The organism is Arthrobacter sp. FB24 (genome assembly GCF_000196235.1).
Taxonomy (GTDB): Bacteria; Actinomycetota; Actinomycetes; order Actinomycetales; family Micrococcaceae; genus Arthrobacter.
This window is the reverse complement of sequence record NC_008541.1, coordinates 2,775,371-2,790,282: the sequence shown is the minus strand read 5'-3', so window position 1 is coordinate 2,790,282 and position 14,912 is coordinate 2,775,371. Positions and strand designations below refer to the sequence as shown.

General features: G+C 65.7%; 15 protein-coding genes and 1 riboswitch. Of the genes, 12 read left to right on the top strand and 3 right to left on the bottom strand.

Annotated features, from left to right (window positions below):
• Positions 1–40: 40 nt before the first annotated feature.
• Positions 41–1,186 carry an MFS transporter gene (locus ARTH_RS12640; protein WP_198011593.1) on the bottom strand — a complete coding sequence of 382 codons (1,146 nt, stop codon included), beginning with the start codon at positions 1,184–1,186 and terminating at the stop codon, positions 41–43.
• Between the two features lie 354 nt (positions 1,187–1,540).
• Between ARTH_RS12640 and ARTH_RS12635 the strand changes: the two genes are divergently transcribed.
• Both ARTH_RS12635 and ARTH_RS12630 read left to right on the top strand, forming a co-directional pair.
• Entirely contained in the window at positions 1,541–2,893 is a 1,353-nt protein-coding gene (locus tag ARTH_RS12635; protein WP_011692334.1) for an ammonium transporter, read from the top strand.
• Entirely contained in the window at positions 2,890–3,228 is a 339-nt protein-coding gene (locus ARTH_RS12630; protein ID WP_011692333.1) for a P-II family nitrogen regulator, read from the top strand. Before ARTH_RS12635 ends, ARTH_RS12630 begins: the two co-directional genes overlap by 4 nt.
• Positions 3,229–3,296: 68 nt before the next feature.
• On the opposite strand, the gene ARTH_RS12625 is transcribed toward ARTH_RS12630, so the two are convergent.
• Positions 3,297–4,685, bottom strand: a complete 1,389-nt coding sequence (locus ARTH_RS12625; RefSeq protein ID WP_011692332.1) for a glucose-6-phosphate dehydrogenase — start codon at positions 4,683–4,685, stop codon at positions 3,297–3,299.
• A gap of 151 nt (positions 4,686–4,836) precedes the next feature.
• On the opposite strand from ARTH_RS12625, the gene ffh reads away from it, so the two are divergent.
• The gene (ffh, locus tag ARTH_RS12620; protein WP_011692331.1) at positions 4,837–6,426 is read left to right on the top strand and encodes a signal recognition particle protein; all 1,590 of its coding nucleotides are present in this window, start codon (positions 4,837–4,839) and stop codon (positions 6,424–6,426) included.
• Positions 6,427–6,522: 96 nt separating this feature from the next.
• Positions 6,523–7,257, top strand: coding sequence for a hypothetical protein (locus tag ARTH_RS12615; protein WP_011692330.1), 735 nt, complete (start codon positions 6,523–6,525; stop codon positions 7,255–7,257).
• On the opposite strand, the gene thiC is transcribed toward ARTH_RS12615, so the two are convergent.
• Positions 7,226–9,106, bottom strand: coding sequence for a phosphomethylpyrimidine synthase ThiC (gene thiC, locus ARTH_RS12610; RefSeq protein ID WP_011692329.1), 1,881 nt, complete (start codon positions 9,104–9,106; stop codon positions 7,226–7,228). The two genes, ARTH_RS12615 and thiC, sit on opposite strands and share 32 nt — an antisense overlap.
• A riboswitch (TPP riboswitch) is annotated at positions 9,101–9,208 on the bottom strand. It overlaps the preceding gene by 6 nt.
• Positions 9,209–9,293: 85 nt before the next feature.
• Here thiC and ARTH_RS12605 point away from each other — a divergent pair.
• The 8 genes from ARTH_RS12605 (at position 9,294) to rplS (ending at position 14,893) form a co-directional block, all read left to right on the top strand.
• Positions 9,294–10,376 (top strand): amidohydrolase family protein, encoded by a 1,083-nt coding sequence (locus ARTH_RS12605; RefSeq protein ID WP_011692328.1) that lies wholly within the window; start codon positions 9,294–9,296, stop codon positions 10,374–10,376.
• An 83-nt stretch (positions 10,377–10,459) separates the two neighbouring features.
• A complete protein-coding gene (locus tag ARTH_RS12600) occupies positions 10,460–11,335 on the top strand; it encodes a VOC family protein (protein ID WP_011692327.1) in 876 nt (291 codons plus the stop codon).
• Positions 11,336–11,446: 111 nt separating this feature from the next.
• Complete coding sequence (locus tag ARTH_RS12595) at positions 11,447–11,884, top strand: hypothetical protein (RefSeq protein ID WP_011692326.1); 438 nt, start codon at positions 11,447–11,449, stop codon at positions 11,882–11,884.
• Positions 11,885–12,068: 184 nt separating this feature from the next.
• Positions 12,069–12,491 (top strand): 30S ribosomal protein S16, encoded by a 423-nt coding sequence (rpsP, locus tag ARTH_RS12590; RefSeq protein ID WP_043429855.1) that lies wholly within the window; start codon positions 12,069–12,071, stop codon positions 12,489–12,491.
• Between the two features lies 1 nt (position 12,492).
• Complete coding sequence (locus ARTH_RS12585) at positions 12,493–12,735, top strand: RNA-binding protein (RefSeq protein ID WP_011692324.1); 243 nt, start codon at positions 12,493–12,495, stop codon at positions 12,733–12,735.
• 121 nt (positions 12,736–12,856) lie between these two features.
• On the top strand, positions 12,857–13,450 hold the full coding sequence (gene rimM / locus ARTH_RS12580) for a ribosome maturation factor RimM (protein WP_011692323.1): 594 nt from the start codon (positions 12,857–12,859) through the stop codon (positions 13,448–13,450).
• Positions 13,451–14,275: a tRNA (guanosine(37)-N1)-methyltransferase TrmD gene (gene trmD, locus ARTH_RS12575; protein ID WP_011692322.1), complete on the top strand. Its 825-nt coding sequence runs from the start codon at positions 13,451–13,453 to the stop codon at positions 14,273–14,275.
• Between the two features lie 258 nt (positions 14,276–14,533).
• Complete coding sequence (rplS, locus tag ARTH_RS12570; RefSeq protein WP_011692321.1) at positions 14,534–14,893, top strand: 50S ribosomal protein L19; 360 nt, start codon at positions 14,534–14,536, stop codon at positions 14,891–14,893.
• Positions 14,894–14,912 lie beyond the last annotated feature (19 nt).

Here is a 14,912-nt window from a genome sequence, read left to right as displayed (position 1 = left end):
ACCCAACCCGGCTGGCTACTGGACCGGGCAGGCTACTGAGCTAGGCAGGCCGTTTGAGGGTCTCCCGCGCGAGTAGCCAGCCGGCCGCGGCCACGATGAGCACCCCGCCGGTCACGCCGAACGCCCACCCGTACCCGAGCCGGTCCGCCAGGAGGCCGGCAAGGACCGGGCCGATGATGGCGCCGGCGTCGGACATCATCTGGAAGACCGCCAGCACACGGCCGCCGGAGCGTCCGTTGCCGATCACATCGGCAATGGCGGCCTGCTGGGCCGGACCCAGCAGGCCGGAACCTATTCCGGCGACGGCGGAGGCCGCCAGGAACCAAAGCATGTCGTGGGTCAGACCGATGCCTGCGGTGGCCACACCGGTGAGCACCAGCCCGGAGATCATCAAAGGCTTGCGGCCGAGGCTGTCGGCAAGTTTCCCCGAGACCGTCAGGGCTGCCGCATTGCCGCCGGCAAAGACCGCCAGCGCCCAACCCGCCGCAGCCGGTCCGGCATTCAGCGCAGCCACGGCGAAAAGCGGCACCGTGGCCATACGGACACCGAAGGTTGCCCAGCCGTTGGCGAAGCTGGAGAACAGCCCCGCACGGTAGGCGCTGTCATGCAACGCCTCGCCGAGCCTCATCGCCGGCTCCAGGCTGCCATCCTTCCGCGATTTGCCGGGCACGTGGCTGAGTTGCGTCTGGACCACCAGCGCGGCCAGGACCAGAGCAGCGGCATACGCCAGGAACGGGATGCGGAGGCCAAAACCGGCAAGCATTCCGCCGACGATAGGGCCGCAGACGTTGCCGATGAGGAATGCGGACGCGTAGGCGCCCGAGACCCGGCCGCGGCTCTCCGGCGGCGCCAGCCGGACCACCAGCGCCATGGAAGCAACCGTAAACATCACCGAGCCTGCGCCGCCCAGGCCCCGGAAAATGAGCAGTTGCCAATAATCCTGGGCGAAGGCGCAGGCCGCCGTTGAGGCTGCCACGATCAAGAGGCCGGCCACATAGACCGGCCGTTCGCCCAGCCTTACGATCAGCGCGCCGCCGGCGGGCGCGAACAGCAGCCGCATGAAGGCAAAAATACTCACGATCACGGCGGCGGCCGTTGCCCCGACGTCGAACGTGGTCGCGAACTGGGGCAATACCGGCGCCACGAGCCCGAAACCCAGCGCGATCAGGAACGCAGCGGCCAGCATCACTTTAATGTCGCGGGGGAGCCGCGGGGAAGGAGGCTGCACCGCAGCGTCGGGATGGTCGGTTTGGCCACCATTCCGGCGGGGCAGGGCCTTACCGGAGTGGAATCGATCGGTCATGGTGCCGTTGTCCTTGCAGGGTGCTGGGATGTGCGGTTTGGGACTGGTGAAACATATCCGTAACAAGCAGGATATGCACCATTTACTTCCGGGAGGTTGTTGTAACAACCCGGACATCTAATTCCTCCGCCGGCGAAACACTGCCCGGCAAAAATCGTCTAAGAACGCAAAAGGCGTTGGGCAAGCGGACCAGTCCGCAGGATCAACTAAGCATCTAGGCAAGGGAGGACGTGCACCATGGAACTTACCGCAGGTCACGTATGGCTCATGGTTGCGGCGGCACTTGTGCTGTTCATGACACCAGGGCTGGCATTTTTCTACGGCGGCATGACACGTGCGAAGGCCGCGCTGAACATGATGATGATGAGCTTCATCTCCATCGGCATGGTGGGCGTGGTGTGGGTGCTCTGGGGCGCATCGATGAGCTCCGGCGAGGGCTTCATGCAGATCGTCGGCAACCCGTTCGCGACGTTCGGACTTGAAGGCATCACCACTCCGGACGGACTTATCAAGGTCGGCTACGCAGCAACGTTCGCAATCATCACGGTGGCACTGATCAGCGGCGCCATCGCGGACCGCGCAAAGTTCGGCGCATGGACCGTGTTCGTCCCCGTCTGGGTCACGCTGGTTTACTGCCCGATCGCCTACATGGTCTGGGGCGGCGGCCTCTTCGGGCCCGAAGGCGCAGTGGGCCAGGCTCTCGGTCCGGCAATCGACTTCGCCGGCGGCACTGTGGTCCACATCAACGCCGGCGTTGCAGCCCTGATCCTTGTCCTGATCATCGGCAACCGCAAGGGCTTCGGCAAGGACCCGAACCACCGCCCCCACAACATCCCGTTCGTGATGCTCGGCGCGGCCATCCTGTGGTTCGGCTGGTTCGGCTTCAACGGCGGCGCGGCAACCACTGCGGAGCAGGGCGGCCTCATCTGGGTCAACACCCTTGCCGCACCTGCAGCTGCCATGCTCGGCTGGCTCATCACCGAACGCATCCGCGACGGCCACCCCACCTCACTGGGTGCAGCTTCCGGTGTTGTTGCCGGCCTGGTCGCCATCACCCCGGCCTGCGCCAACGTCAGCCCGATCGGTGCACTTGGCCTCGGTGTCGTCGCCGGTGTGGCCTCCGCCCTGGCAGTCGGCCTCAAGTTCCGCTGGGGCTTCGACGACTCGCTGGACGTCGTTGGCGTCCACCTCGTGTCGGGCATCATCGGCACTGTCGCCCTGGGCTTCATCGCCCTCCCGGTTGAGGGCGTCGGCGGCGGCCTGTTCTACGGCGGCGGCCTGACCCAGCTGTGGGCACAGCTCGCAGCAGCAGGCATCGCTATCGCCTACTCGGCCATCCTGACGACCGTGATCGCACTGGCCATCCACAAGACCATGGGCTTCCGCGTCTCCCAGGAGCAGGAGGTGGTGGGTGTGGACCTCAGCCTGCACGCAGAAACTGCCTACGAGTTCGGCGTCGGCGGCCACGGCGGAAGCTTCCAGCCGCTGCATGAACTGATCACCGGCAAGCAGGCCGAGGAGTCCGCTCCGGTAACCGAAAACGGCAAGAAGACTGACGCAGCAACAGGTAAGGAAAGTGTGGGGGCATGAAACTGATCACAGCAATCGTCCGGCCGGAAAAGCTCGACTCCATCCGGGAGGGGCTCGAATCCTACGGTGTGCAGGGCCTCACGGTCAGCGCAGCCAGCGGATACGGCAGGCAGCGCGGTTACACCGAGGTGTACCGCGGGGCTGAGTACAACGTGGACCTGCTTCCCAAGATCCGCGTTGAGGTCCTGGCCACGGACGAACAGGCGGACGACATCCTGGATGTCATCATCGCCAGCTCCAACACAGGGCGTGCCGGCGACGGCAAGGTCTGGACGGTGGACGTTTTCGAAGCTGTAAGAGTACGGACGGGAGAACGCGGCTCGGCCGCTATCTAGCCCACGCACAACGCGTGAAGCGGGCCGCTACCTTTTGGTAGCGGCCCGCTTTGTGCGTTCGGAAGACCCTAGACGGGCCAGCCCCCGGGCCCCGATGTTCCTGCAGCGTACTCCTCCAGCGGAACGCTGCCGCGGCCCCATGCCTTGATGACCGGCTCAATGATCCGCCAGCAGTCCTCTGCGGTGTCCGCCCGGACGGACAGCAACGGATCACCGGTGAGGACGCCCTCGAGTACTTCGCCATAGGGAAGCAGCTCGGATGCGCTGAGTTCGGCGTTCAGGGTGGCCCGGTCAAGGCTTAGGACATTGCCGGGGCCGTTCACGTCGACGTCGAACTGAAGAGTGTCGGGCCCGAATCCGATGCGGAGCTGATTCGGCGAATCGACGCCGGTGAATCCCTTGGGAAGATGGGGCACCGGTTTGAAGGTGACCACGGCCTCCTTGCGTTTTGCCCCGAGTGCCTTGCCTGAACGGAGGATGAAAGGCACTCCCGCCCAGCGCCAGTTGCCGATGTCCACCTGTACCTCCGCGAGTGTCTCGGTGTTCCTGGACGCGTCCACCCCTTTTTCCTTGGCGTAGTCCGGCACGTCCCGCCCGTCGATGGACCCTGCCGTGTACCGGGCACGCCGGGTGCTTGACCGGTAGGGCGCCTTGACGCTGCTGGCGCGAAGGAGCGTGGCTACAGCGTCCCGGAGGTCACGCTCGTCAACGGAAGCCGGCGGCTCAATGGCCATCAGCGCCATGATCTGCAGCAGGTGGCTTTGGATCATGTCCCTGAGCGCGCCGGCGGCGTCGTAGTAGCGGGCACGGCCTTCGAGTGCGAGGTCCTCGTCGAAGATGACCTCCACCTTCTCGATGTAATCGCGGTTCCAGATCGGCTCCAGGAAGGTGTTCGCGAAGCGGAGACCGAGGATGTTCAGTACCGTTGCCTTGCCCAGGAAGTGGTCCACCCGGTGGATGTGGTCCTCGGGAACCAGGGCCGCGAGGGTCCGGTTGAGGTGGCGGGCGGAATCCTCACTGGATCCGAAGGGCTTTTCCATGACCAGCCGGGTGCCGGCGGGTACTTCCTCCGGAGCCAGCACCTCGCAGGCCTTCTGGCTGACGTGCGGCGGCAGGGCGAAGTATACGGCCACCGGGGCTTCCAGGCCGGAAAGCAGGGAGGCCAGCTCCCCGCCTGCGGTCACGTCAAGCTGGTGGTACGCCGTTGATCCCGCAATGCGCTTGAGCTCGCGCTTGCCGGCGGCGTCTGCCTGGGAGTTCGAATCGGCAAAGGACGTCTCGACGCGTTCCAGCCATTGTTCCTGGGTCCAGGGATCCGAGCCGGCACCCACGAGCGTCAGCCCGTCGGCACGCCCCCGGGCAGCAAGGCGGGCGAGTCCAGGCAGCAGCAGCCGGCCGGTGAGGTCCCCGGACGCGCCGAGGATGAGCAGTGTTTTTACAGTGGTTTGGGCGGCCATCCTGCCAGCATGCCATCTTGAAGGGCTGTCTTGGTACCCTAGATAGTCGAGTCCCGTTGTCGAGGCAGTTGGTCCAGGCCAACAACAGTCACGACTCTGGCGAGCCGCACCGGCCGCCAGCTGTAGATCCACTGAAAGAAGTGCACGGCGCGTGTTCAATTCACTCTCTGACCGGTTGACAGCAACCTTCAAGAATCTCCGCGGCAAGGGCCGCCTCACCGAGGCGGACGTTGACGCCACGGTCCGCGAGATCCGGCGGGCCCTTCTGGACGCTGACGTTGCCGTGCCCGTGGTCCGCGAGTTCACGGGCCGGGTGCGCGAGCGGGCCTTGGGCGCCGAGGTGTCCGGTGCCTTGAACCCGAGCCAGCAGATCGTCAAGATCGTCAACGAGGAACTCGTCGAAATCCTGGGCGGCGAGACCCGGCGTATCCGCCTGGCCAAAACGGGCCCCACCATCATCATGCTCGCGGGTCTCCAGGGTGCCGGCAAGACCACCCTCGCCGGCAAGCTCTCCAAATGGCTGAAGTCCCAGGGCCACAGCCCCATGCTCGTGGCCTGCGACCTCCAGCGGCCCAACGCTGTCAACCAGCTCCAGGTTGTCGGGCAGCGCGCCGGGGTGCCCGTCTTCGCCCCGCACCCGGGTGCCACCTCCATGGAGTTGGACCACCCGGCCGGCGACCCCGTGGCAGTTGCCCGTGCCGGTGTTGAGGAAGCGCGCCAGAAGCTCCACGACGTCGTCATCGTGGACACCGCCGGACGACTCGGCGTGGATGCCGAAATGATGGAGCAGGCGCGCCAGATCCGCCGGGCGATCGTGCCCAACGAAGTGCTCTTCGTCATCGACTCGATGATCGGGCAGGACGCCGTCAACACGGCGCTTGCATTCGACGAAGGTGTTAACTTCACCGGCATCGTCCTTTCCAAGCTCGACGGCGATGCGCGCGGCGGCGCCGCCCTGTCCGTTGCGTCGGTCACCGGCAAGCCCGTCATGTTCGCTTCAACGGGTGAAGGCGTCGACGATTTTGAGCTGTTCCACCCGGACCGCATGGCGTCCCGCATCCTCGACATGGGCGACGTTCTCACGCTGATCGAACAGGCTGAAAAGTCCTGGGACAAGGACGAAGCGGCCCGGATGGCGAAGAAGTTCGCCGACCAGGAAGACTTCACGCTGGACGACTTCCTGGCCCAGATGCAGCAGATCCGCAACATGGGCTCCATGAAGAAAATGCTCATGATGATGCCGGGCGCGCAGAACATCCGCCAGCAGCTCGAGCAGTTCGACGAACGCGAAATCGACCGCGTCGAAGCGATCGTCCGCTCCATGACCCCTCATGAGCGCGTTGCCCCCAAGATCATCAACGGCTCGCGCCGGGCACGCATCGCCAAGGGTTCGGGCATGCACGTGTCGGATGTCAACGGGCTGCTGGAGCGGTTTGCCCAGGCACAGAAGATGATGAAGAAGATGGCAGCCGGCGGCGGAATGCCGGGCATGCCTGGGATGCCGGGCATGGGCGGCGGCGGAGGAGCCCGCAAGGGCGCCAAGAACGCACCAAAGAAGAAGGCCAAGTCCGGAAACCCGGCCAAGGCAGCGCAGGAACTCCGCGACGCCGAGGCCCGGCGCGCCAGCGCCGGCAAGGCGCTTCCGACCGGAGCGGCTTTCGGTCAGCAGGGAGCGGACTTCGATCCGTCACAGCTCAACCTGCCCAAGGGCTTCGACAAGTTCCTCGGCGGGAGCAAGTAGTTACTGGCGGCGCGGTTTTACGAACGGTCAACGTGGCTGCCGGCAGGTTCGATGTCGACCGGCCGAATTGTCCGGCCATTGCCATAGGGTTGGGGCATGTTTAAGCAGCGCGTAGTGTTCGTCCATGGTTCGGGAGCCTTCGGGTCTGCCGCGTGGCCCAAGCAGCACGGCATGGCCCTGGCCTACGACGCACTGTTCCTGCGCCGGCACGGTTTCGACGCGTCTGCGGAGCCCGTCGAATCGGACTTCCAGGCGGACGCCGGGATTGTGCTGGGGGCCTTGGCGGACGATGGCCGGGGCGCTGCCGGCGGGCACGTCGTGGCCCATGCCCAGGGCGCCATTGCGGCCATGATGGCGGCCGTGGAACGCCCGGACCTGGTGCATTCCCTCACTCTCGTGGAGCCCGCGTGCCTGTCACTGACCGCCGAACTGCCGGCCACTGCTGCGCACCGCGCCTTGATGCAGCCGCTTTTTGACGTGCGGCACCAGCTCGGCGACGACGACTTCCAGCGGGAGTTCGTCCGTCGGGCATTTTCCGTGCACAGTGATGGGCCGGCCACGCCGGAAGCACTCAACGCCGCCCGCCGGCTGCGGCTGCAGGCGCCTCCGTGGGAGGCGCCACTGCAGATCGTGCCGGGAGTCCCCACGCTCGTGCTCACCGGCGGCTGGGAGCCGCTCTACGAAGAGATAGCCGGTTACCTGCGTGAAACCGGTGCCCAGCACCGCGTTGCCGCGGGCGGACACCGGCCTCAGGATTCGGTGGAGGGAGACCGCGTTATCCGGTCGTTCATCGCGGAAGTCAGCAGGCGTCAGCACTCACGGGCGTCGTAGCGTCGCCCGTCGCTGCACCGTGCCGGCCCGGTCGTTCCGGGTCTGGAAGCTGCAGCTCGGGTAGGTAGACCTTGCCGCCGGCTGCGAGGAATTCGTTGCTCTTTTCACGCATGCCTGCCGCCATCTCGGCGAGTGCCGACTGTGCCTCGGCGGAACCGTACTCGTCCCTGATGTCCTGGCTGATGCGCATTGAGCAGAACTTGGGCCCGCACATGGAGCAGAAGTGCGCGGTCTTGGCTGGCTCCGCGGGCAGCGTCTCGTCATGGAAGGATTCGGCGGTGACCGGGTCCAGCGAGAGGGCGAACTGGTCCCGCCAGCGGAATTCGAACCGGGCCTTGGACAGGGCGTCGTCGCGTTGGTGCGCGCCGGGGTGGCCCTTGGCGAGGTCGGCGGCGTGGGCGGCGATCTTGTAGGTGATGACGCCTGTCTTGACATCGTCCTTGTTTGGCAGCCCCAGGTGTTCCTTGGGCGTGACGTAGCAGAGCATGGCCGTGCCGTAGCGGGCGATTTCCGTGGCGCCGATGGCGGAGGTGATGTGGTCGTAGCCCGGGGCTATGTCCGTGACCAGCGGCCCCAGCGTGTAGAACGGTGCTCCCTTGCAGAGTTCCTGCTGGCGTTCCACGTTTTCACGGACCAGGTGGAACGGCACGTGGCCGGGTCCTTCCACCATCACCTGCACGTCGAACTCCCAGGCGCGCTGCGTCAGTTCGGCCAGGGTATCCAGCTCGGCGAACTGGGCGGCGTCGTTCGCGTCCGCCGTCGCACCGGGCCGCAGCCCGTCGCCCAGCGAAAACGCGACGTCGTACTTGGCGAAAATTTCGCACAGCTCGTCGAAGTGCGTGTACAGGAAGTTCTCCTGGTGGTGGGCAAGGCACCAGCCGGCCATGATGGAGCCGCCGCGGGAGACGATGCCGGTCACCCGGTTGGCGGTCAGGGGCACATACCGCAGCAGCACGCCGGCGTGGATGGTCATGTAGTCCACGCCCTGCTCGCACTGCTCGATCACGGTGTCGCGGAAAATTTCCCACGTCAGTTTGTTGGCCTCGCCGTTGACCTTTTCCAGTGCCTGGTAGATGGGAACGGTGCCGATCGGCACGGGGGAGTTGCGGATGATCCACTCACGGGTGGTGTGGATGTCATCGCCGGTGGACAGGTCCATCACGGTGTCGGCGCCCCACAGTGTGGCCCACTGCAGCTTGTCGACCTCCTCCGCGATGGAGCTCGTGACGGCCGAGTTGCCGATGTTGGCGTTGATCTTCACCAGGAAGGCCTTGCCGATGATCATCGGTTCGGACTCCGGGTGGTTGATGTTGTTGGGGATGATGGCGCGGCCGGCAGCCACTTCGCTGCGGACCAGCTCCACGTCGCAGTTTTCGCGGAGGGCAACGAACTGCATCTCCGGCGTCACGACACCCTGCCGGGCGTAGTGCATCTGCGTGACAGTCCTGCCTTCGACGGCGCGGCGGGGCACGGGCTGCGCGCCCTTCCACTCCGCGGATGCGGCGCCGCGGCGCACGGCCGACCGGCCGTCGTCGAGCAGGTTCCGTTCCCGGCCGCCATAAGGCTCGGTGTCGGCCCGCGACTCGATCCACCGGGTCCTGAACGGTTCCAGGCCCACCACGGGATCGCTGCCGGGCCCGGCAGTCCGGTACACGCGGAACGGCGGGTTGGCTGCCCCGCCCGGTGAGTCCTCAAGGGCGATTTCGGTCACCGGCACCCGGATCCCGGTGGCTTCATCGGTGATGAATGCCAGCGAGTGCGACTTCAGGGACTGCGCTTCGGCAGGTGCCGAATTGCCGGGGGCGGCCTCGTTTTGGGCAGGGATCAGCTGTGTTTCTTGTGTATTCACGGAATACTCACTTCCTTCGCCGGCATTACCCGGACAGGTTCAACGGTCGCAGGCCGCGTCAGCCCGATCTCAGCCCTTGCAAGGGCACCCGTGTGGTCGTAGACGAAGCTACCACAGGGCCGGGGCGGGTCCGTGTAACATGCAGGTCACAACTGGGGAGGGCAGTCGGCCGGTCTAGGCTGGAAGCATGCGTGGCGTCATCGAATTCAGCGGGACCGTGCTCACCGCCCCGGACCGGGAACGGCAGGGCCTCTGGGCCGTGGACGGCAGGCTGACATTCACACGGCCGGCCGCTCCGCCTGACCTGGTGTTGAGCGGCTGGGTGCTGCCGGGCCTGGTCGATGCGCATTGCCACATCGGGCTAGGACCAGCCGGTGACGTTCCGGATTCCGTCGCCGAAGAGCAGGCTGTCACGGACCGGAACGCGGGCACGCTGCTCGTCCGTGATGCCGGCGCCGTCCACGACACGCGCTGGCTCCAGCAGCGGCCGGAGCTGCCGCGCATCATCCGCGCCGGCCGCCACATCGCCAGGACGCGCCGCTACCTCCGGGGATTCGCCATCGAAGTGGAACCGGAAGGACTGGTCGAGGCCGTACGCAAGCAGGCGCTGGCGAGTGACGGCTGGGTCAAGCTCGTAGGGGACTGGATCGACCGGGACGCCGGCGACCTTGCGCCGTCGTTCCCGGCCGCAGTGGTGCGGGACGCTGTGCGCGCCGCCCACGACGAAGGCGCCAGGGTGACCGCCCACTGTTTCGCAGAGGACACCCTGGATGACATGCTCGACGCCGGCATCGACTGCATCGAACACGGAACCGGCCTGCTGCCGCGCCACATCCCCCGGTTCGTGGACCAGCGCGTTCCCATCGTTCCCACGCTCATCAACATCGCGACGTTTCCGGACATCGCGGCTCGTGCGAAAGCGAAGTTTCCGGTGTACGCGGCGCACATGCAGGCGCTCTGGGAACGGCGGAACGAGCGCATCCTCGAGGCCTTCGAAGCGGGCGTGGCGATCTACGCCGGGACTGATGCGGGCAGTGTCATCAGCCACGGCAGGATCGTGGACGAGATCCAGGCGCTCCACGCCGCCGGCCTGCCAGCGGCGTCAGCCCTGGACGCCGCGTCCTGGGCGGCGCGGGAGTGGCTGGGAGCGGACGGCATCGCGGAAGGTGCCAGCGCCGACGTCGTGCTGTGCGAACTGGACCCCAGGGTCAATCCGGCCACACTTCGGCACCTCAAGCACATCGTTCTTCGGGGCCGGCATCTCCGCTAGGAATAAATTGAACCTTCAAGTAATTTACTATATGTAAGCGTCGCCGGACATCGGCGGCCTAGCTTCCGGAGTTTGGAGTTGGCATGACCACAGAATCCAGCAGCAATGACCTGCTGCCCGCCGATCTCGCCATGGGCACGGTGATGCTCAAGGTGGGCGACACGAAGCTGATGACGGACTATTACCAGCGCGCGCTCGGGCTGGACGTCGTGGCTGAGCAGGACGGCGGCGTGTACCTTGGACGGCGCGGAGCGCCCCTGGTCCATCTGGCGCCGGCCCCCGGGCTTAACCTCCCGGCGAAGGGCGAGGCGGGGCTGTTCCACACGGCACTGCTGTTCAAGGACCGCCCGTCGCTCGCTGCCACGGTGGCCTCTGCTGCCCGGTATGAACCGAGGCTTTTCACGGGAAGCGCAGACCACCTCGTCAGCGAGGCCTTCTACTTCAACGACCCGGAGGGCAACGGCATCGAACTCTACTGGGACCGCCCCCGGACCGCCTGGTCGTGGGAAGGTGCCAACGTGGTGATGGACAGCCTTGCCCTGCCGCCGCAGCGGTTCCTGCAGGACTACCTGACTGAGGACGCGGTGAGCGGTCAGCGCGACGCTGCGGCCGGCGTCGGGCACATCCACCTGCAGGTCGGCGACGTCCAGTCGGCGCACGACTTCTACGTGGGCACTCTTGGCTTCGAAAAGACTGCCGGATGGCACGGGCAGGCCCTGTTCGTCTCGGCCGGCGGCTACCACCACCACATGGCCATGAACGTCTGGAACAGCAGGGGCGCGGGACCCCGCCGGGACACCCTTGGTTTGGGAGAAGTCCTGATCGAAGTGCCAAAAACGGACGACGTCGGCGCGCTCGCCGACCGTTTGCGGGTTGCCGGCGTCGCGTCGCACCACACGGGAGCCGAGCTGCGGTTTGAGGATCCGTGGCGCAACCGGATCCGCGTCGCCGTCCGCTGAGGCGGCGCTGAGCTGCGCGTTCTTCTGGGTTAGGCTGAAGCCGGAAGTCCGGGAAGGCTGCGAAGCTGCCCGCCGGACCATCGCACCGCCGACGGAATGAGGATGATTTTCATGGGTTTCACCGAAATCTTTGTTTCCACCCACGATGAGGCGCTCAAGCGCGCGGCGGCACTCGACGGCGGAGGCCCCGCTGCGCCGGACGCGCTTCGGATTCCGGACATCAGCGATTTTGAGATTGAACAGCTGGGCGACCTCGCTGGAGCGGCCGTCCACGCCTCGGGAGCGGACTACGAGCTCGCCATGGTGGACGTGGCCAGCGATTCCCTCCTGGGCGTGCCGGCCGCCATGGTGCGTGCGCTCGCCGAACTCCTCAGCTACGAGACCGAAGGCGAGGGCGATGTCCTGGAGGACGTGGCTGCCAGGTGGGCGGCGGAGGAGGACATGCCTTTTGGCTCCGAAGAGGCCCGCGGGTATGTCCAGCGGCTCGCACAGATGGCCGGCAGTGTGGATCCGAACGCCCGGACCGGGCTGTATGTCTGGTCTTCCTGAACGGCCCGCCGGGCGTCAAGTCGAAATCCCGCCGCCGATCTGGCACAATAAACAGGTACTCGATCTGCGTGGCCCCTCTCTCCGCGTCCGGATCCTGTCCTTTTAGAACCCCCTAGTACGGCCCGCCCCACGGGTGCAGAACGCCGGGCTCGACCCCGTTTCAGAAACAGGAGTGACCACAAAAGTGGCCGTAAAGATTCGCCTTAAGCGCTTTGGCAAGATGCGCGCACCGTACTACCGCATCGTCGTCATGGACGCACGCTCCAAGCGTGACGGCCGTGCCATCGAAGAGATCGGCAAGTACCACCCCACCGAAGAGCCCTCATACATCGAGGTCGACACGGACCGTGCCCAGTACTGGCTCGGCGTCGGCGCACAGCCGTCCGAGCAGGTTGCCGCGATCCTCAAGATCACCGGTGACTGGCAGAAGTTCAAGGGTCTCCCCGGCCAGGAGGGCACCTTGAAGACCAAGGCTCCCAAGGCTGCCTTCGTTACCCCGGAAAAGGGTTCCGTGATCATCCCGGAAGCCATCACCAAGAAGGCCAAGAAGGACGAGGCAGCCGACGCTTCCACCGAAGCTGAAGCAGAGACCACCGAGGCTGAGTAAATTGCTGGCAGAAGCGCTCGAACACCTTGTCCGCGGGATCGTTGACAGTCCCGAGGACGTCAAGGTCAGCGCCAAGAACAACCGCCGCGGGGACACCCTCGAGGTGCGGGTTCACCAGGACGACCTTGGACGGGTGATCGGTCGTCAGGGCCGCACGGCACGCGCGCTGCGCACTGTCGTGGCGGCGCTGGCCGGCGGCGAGCAGGTCAGGGTCGACGTCGTCGACACCGACCGCCGCCGGTAAACGCCCCGCAATACTTGTCTCAAGTCCGGCCCCTTCACCAGATTATGGTGGAGGGGCCGGACTGTTTTCGGCCCGGCCGCAGTAGAACCACAACAGAACGAATCCCGGAACAGAGGAACAGATGCAGCTTCAGGTGGCACGAATCGGCAAACCGCACGGCATCCGCGGCGAAGTGACCGTCCAGGTCCTGACCGACGCGCCGGAGGACCGATTCATTCCGGGCACCCGGTTCGTGGTTGAACCCGCGTCGGCGGGGCCGCTCACCGTTGACAGTGCCCGCTGGAACAAGGACATCCTGCTGCTGGGCTTCGAAGGCATCGAGACGCGCAACCAGGCCGAAGCCCTGCGCGGCGCCAAGCTGTTCATCGAGACTGAAGAACTCGAGGAGGAAGACGACGAAGGCTGGTACGAGCACGAGCTCGTCGGCCTCGACGTCCGCGTTGGCGATGCCGTCGTAGGCACGATTTCCGGTCTCCGCACCCTTCCGGTCCAGGACCTTATCGTGGTGGAGTCGCCGGACGGCAAGGAAATCCTGATTCCCTTCGTCGAGGAAATCGTGCCTGAGGTCAATGTCGGAGAGAAGTACATCCTGGTCACTCCGCCGCCCGGCCTCTTCGAAATCAACGTTGAAGATTCCGGCGAAACGTCGGACGCCGGCGAATCCGGGCCGGGCGAGGCGGAGCCGGGCAAGGCTGAGGCCGGAGACAACGCCTAAATGAGGATCGACGTCGTCAGCATCTTCCCCGAGTACCTTGCGCCCCTGGAACTTTCGTTGATCGGGAAGGCCCGCCAGGACGGCATCCTGGACTTGAACGTCCATGATCTCCGTGAGTTCACCACCGATAAGCACCGCTCGGTGGATGACACTCCGTACGGCGGCGGAGCCGGCATGGTGATGAAGGCTGAACCGTGGGCACAGGCGCTTAGTACCGTAGCGGCAGCCAGGGCCGGCGACGCCGCCCGTAAGCCGGTGCTGATCGTACCGTCCCCTGCAGGGGAACGGTTCACCCAGGCGCTGGCACACGAGCTCGCCGGGGAAGAGCAGCTGGTTTTTGCCTGCGGCCGCTACGAGGGCATTGACGAACGCGTCATCGAGTGGGCGGAAGAGCACTTCACGGTCCGGCCCATGAGCCTGGGGGACTACGTCCTCAATGGCGGCGAGGTGGCCGTTCTGGCCATGACGGAAGCCATCGTCCGGCTCCTTCCGGGGGTTGTGGGCAATCCGGAATCCCTCGTGGAGGAATCACACTCGGACGGCCTGCTGGAATACCCCGTGTACACCAAGCCTTCCTCCTGGCGTGACCGCGAGGTTCCCCCGGTTCTGCTGAGTGGCAACCACGGCAAGATTGCCCAGTGGCGCCGGCATCAGCAGTACCGCCGGACCGCCCAACGCCGGCCCGACTTGCTCGCAGAGTTCGACGCCGGCAATCTTCCCCGCGCGGACCGCACCGCGCTCGGCGACCTGGGGTACGACGTCGTCGACGGTCATCTCCGGCACCGCCCGGAGGAGCCCGGGAATGGCGCGCCGGCGGACGGCTGACGTCCCGCGGGACCGCCGACGCCGTCAGGCGTCTCCGGATTCGCCGGAATCCTCCGAATGTGGCAAAATTAGTCCTTGTGCCTGCTGGGTGCGCACCTGCCACAGGGGGAGCGCCACCAACAGCCCGGCACCCCGGTCCCGCCAATCAGTGACGGAGCCGGATCAGAAAATTTTCGGCAGTGATTTCCGGGCACAGTCCCGGGCTTGGCTGCCGTGACCCAAAGTGGATGACCTGTGGCGTTCACCAGGAGTGGATCAATGCATATCCTCGATACCGTAGACGCAGCGTCGCTGCGCACCGATGTTCCCCAGTTCCGCGCGGGTGACACCCTCAAGGTTCACGTGAACATCATCGAAGGCAAGAACTCCCGTGTCCAGGTATTCCAGGGCTTCGTCCTGGGCCGCCAGGGCGACGGCATCCGCGAAACCTTCACGGTCCGCAAGGTTTCCTTCGGTGTCGGTGTAGAGCGTACCTTCCCGGTACACTCCCCGATCATCGACAAGATCGAGGTCGTCACCAAGGGTGACGTCCGCCGCGCCAAGCTTTACTACATGCGTGCACTGCGCGGTAAGGCCGCGAAGATCAAGGAAAAGCGCGACTTCAGCACCGCCAAGTAAGTCCCCGGACTTCCACGGC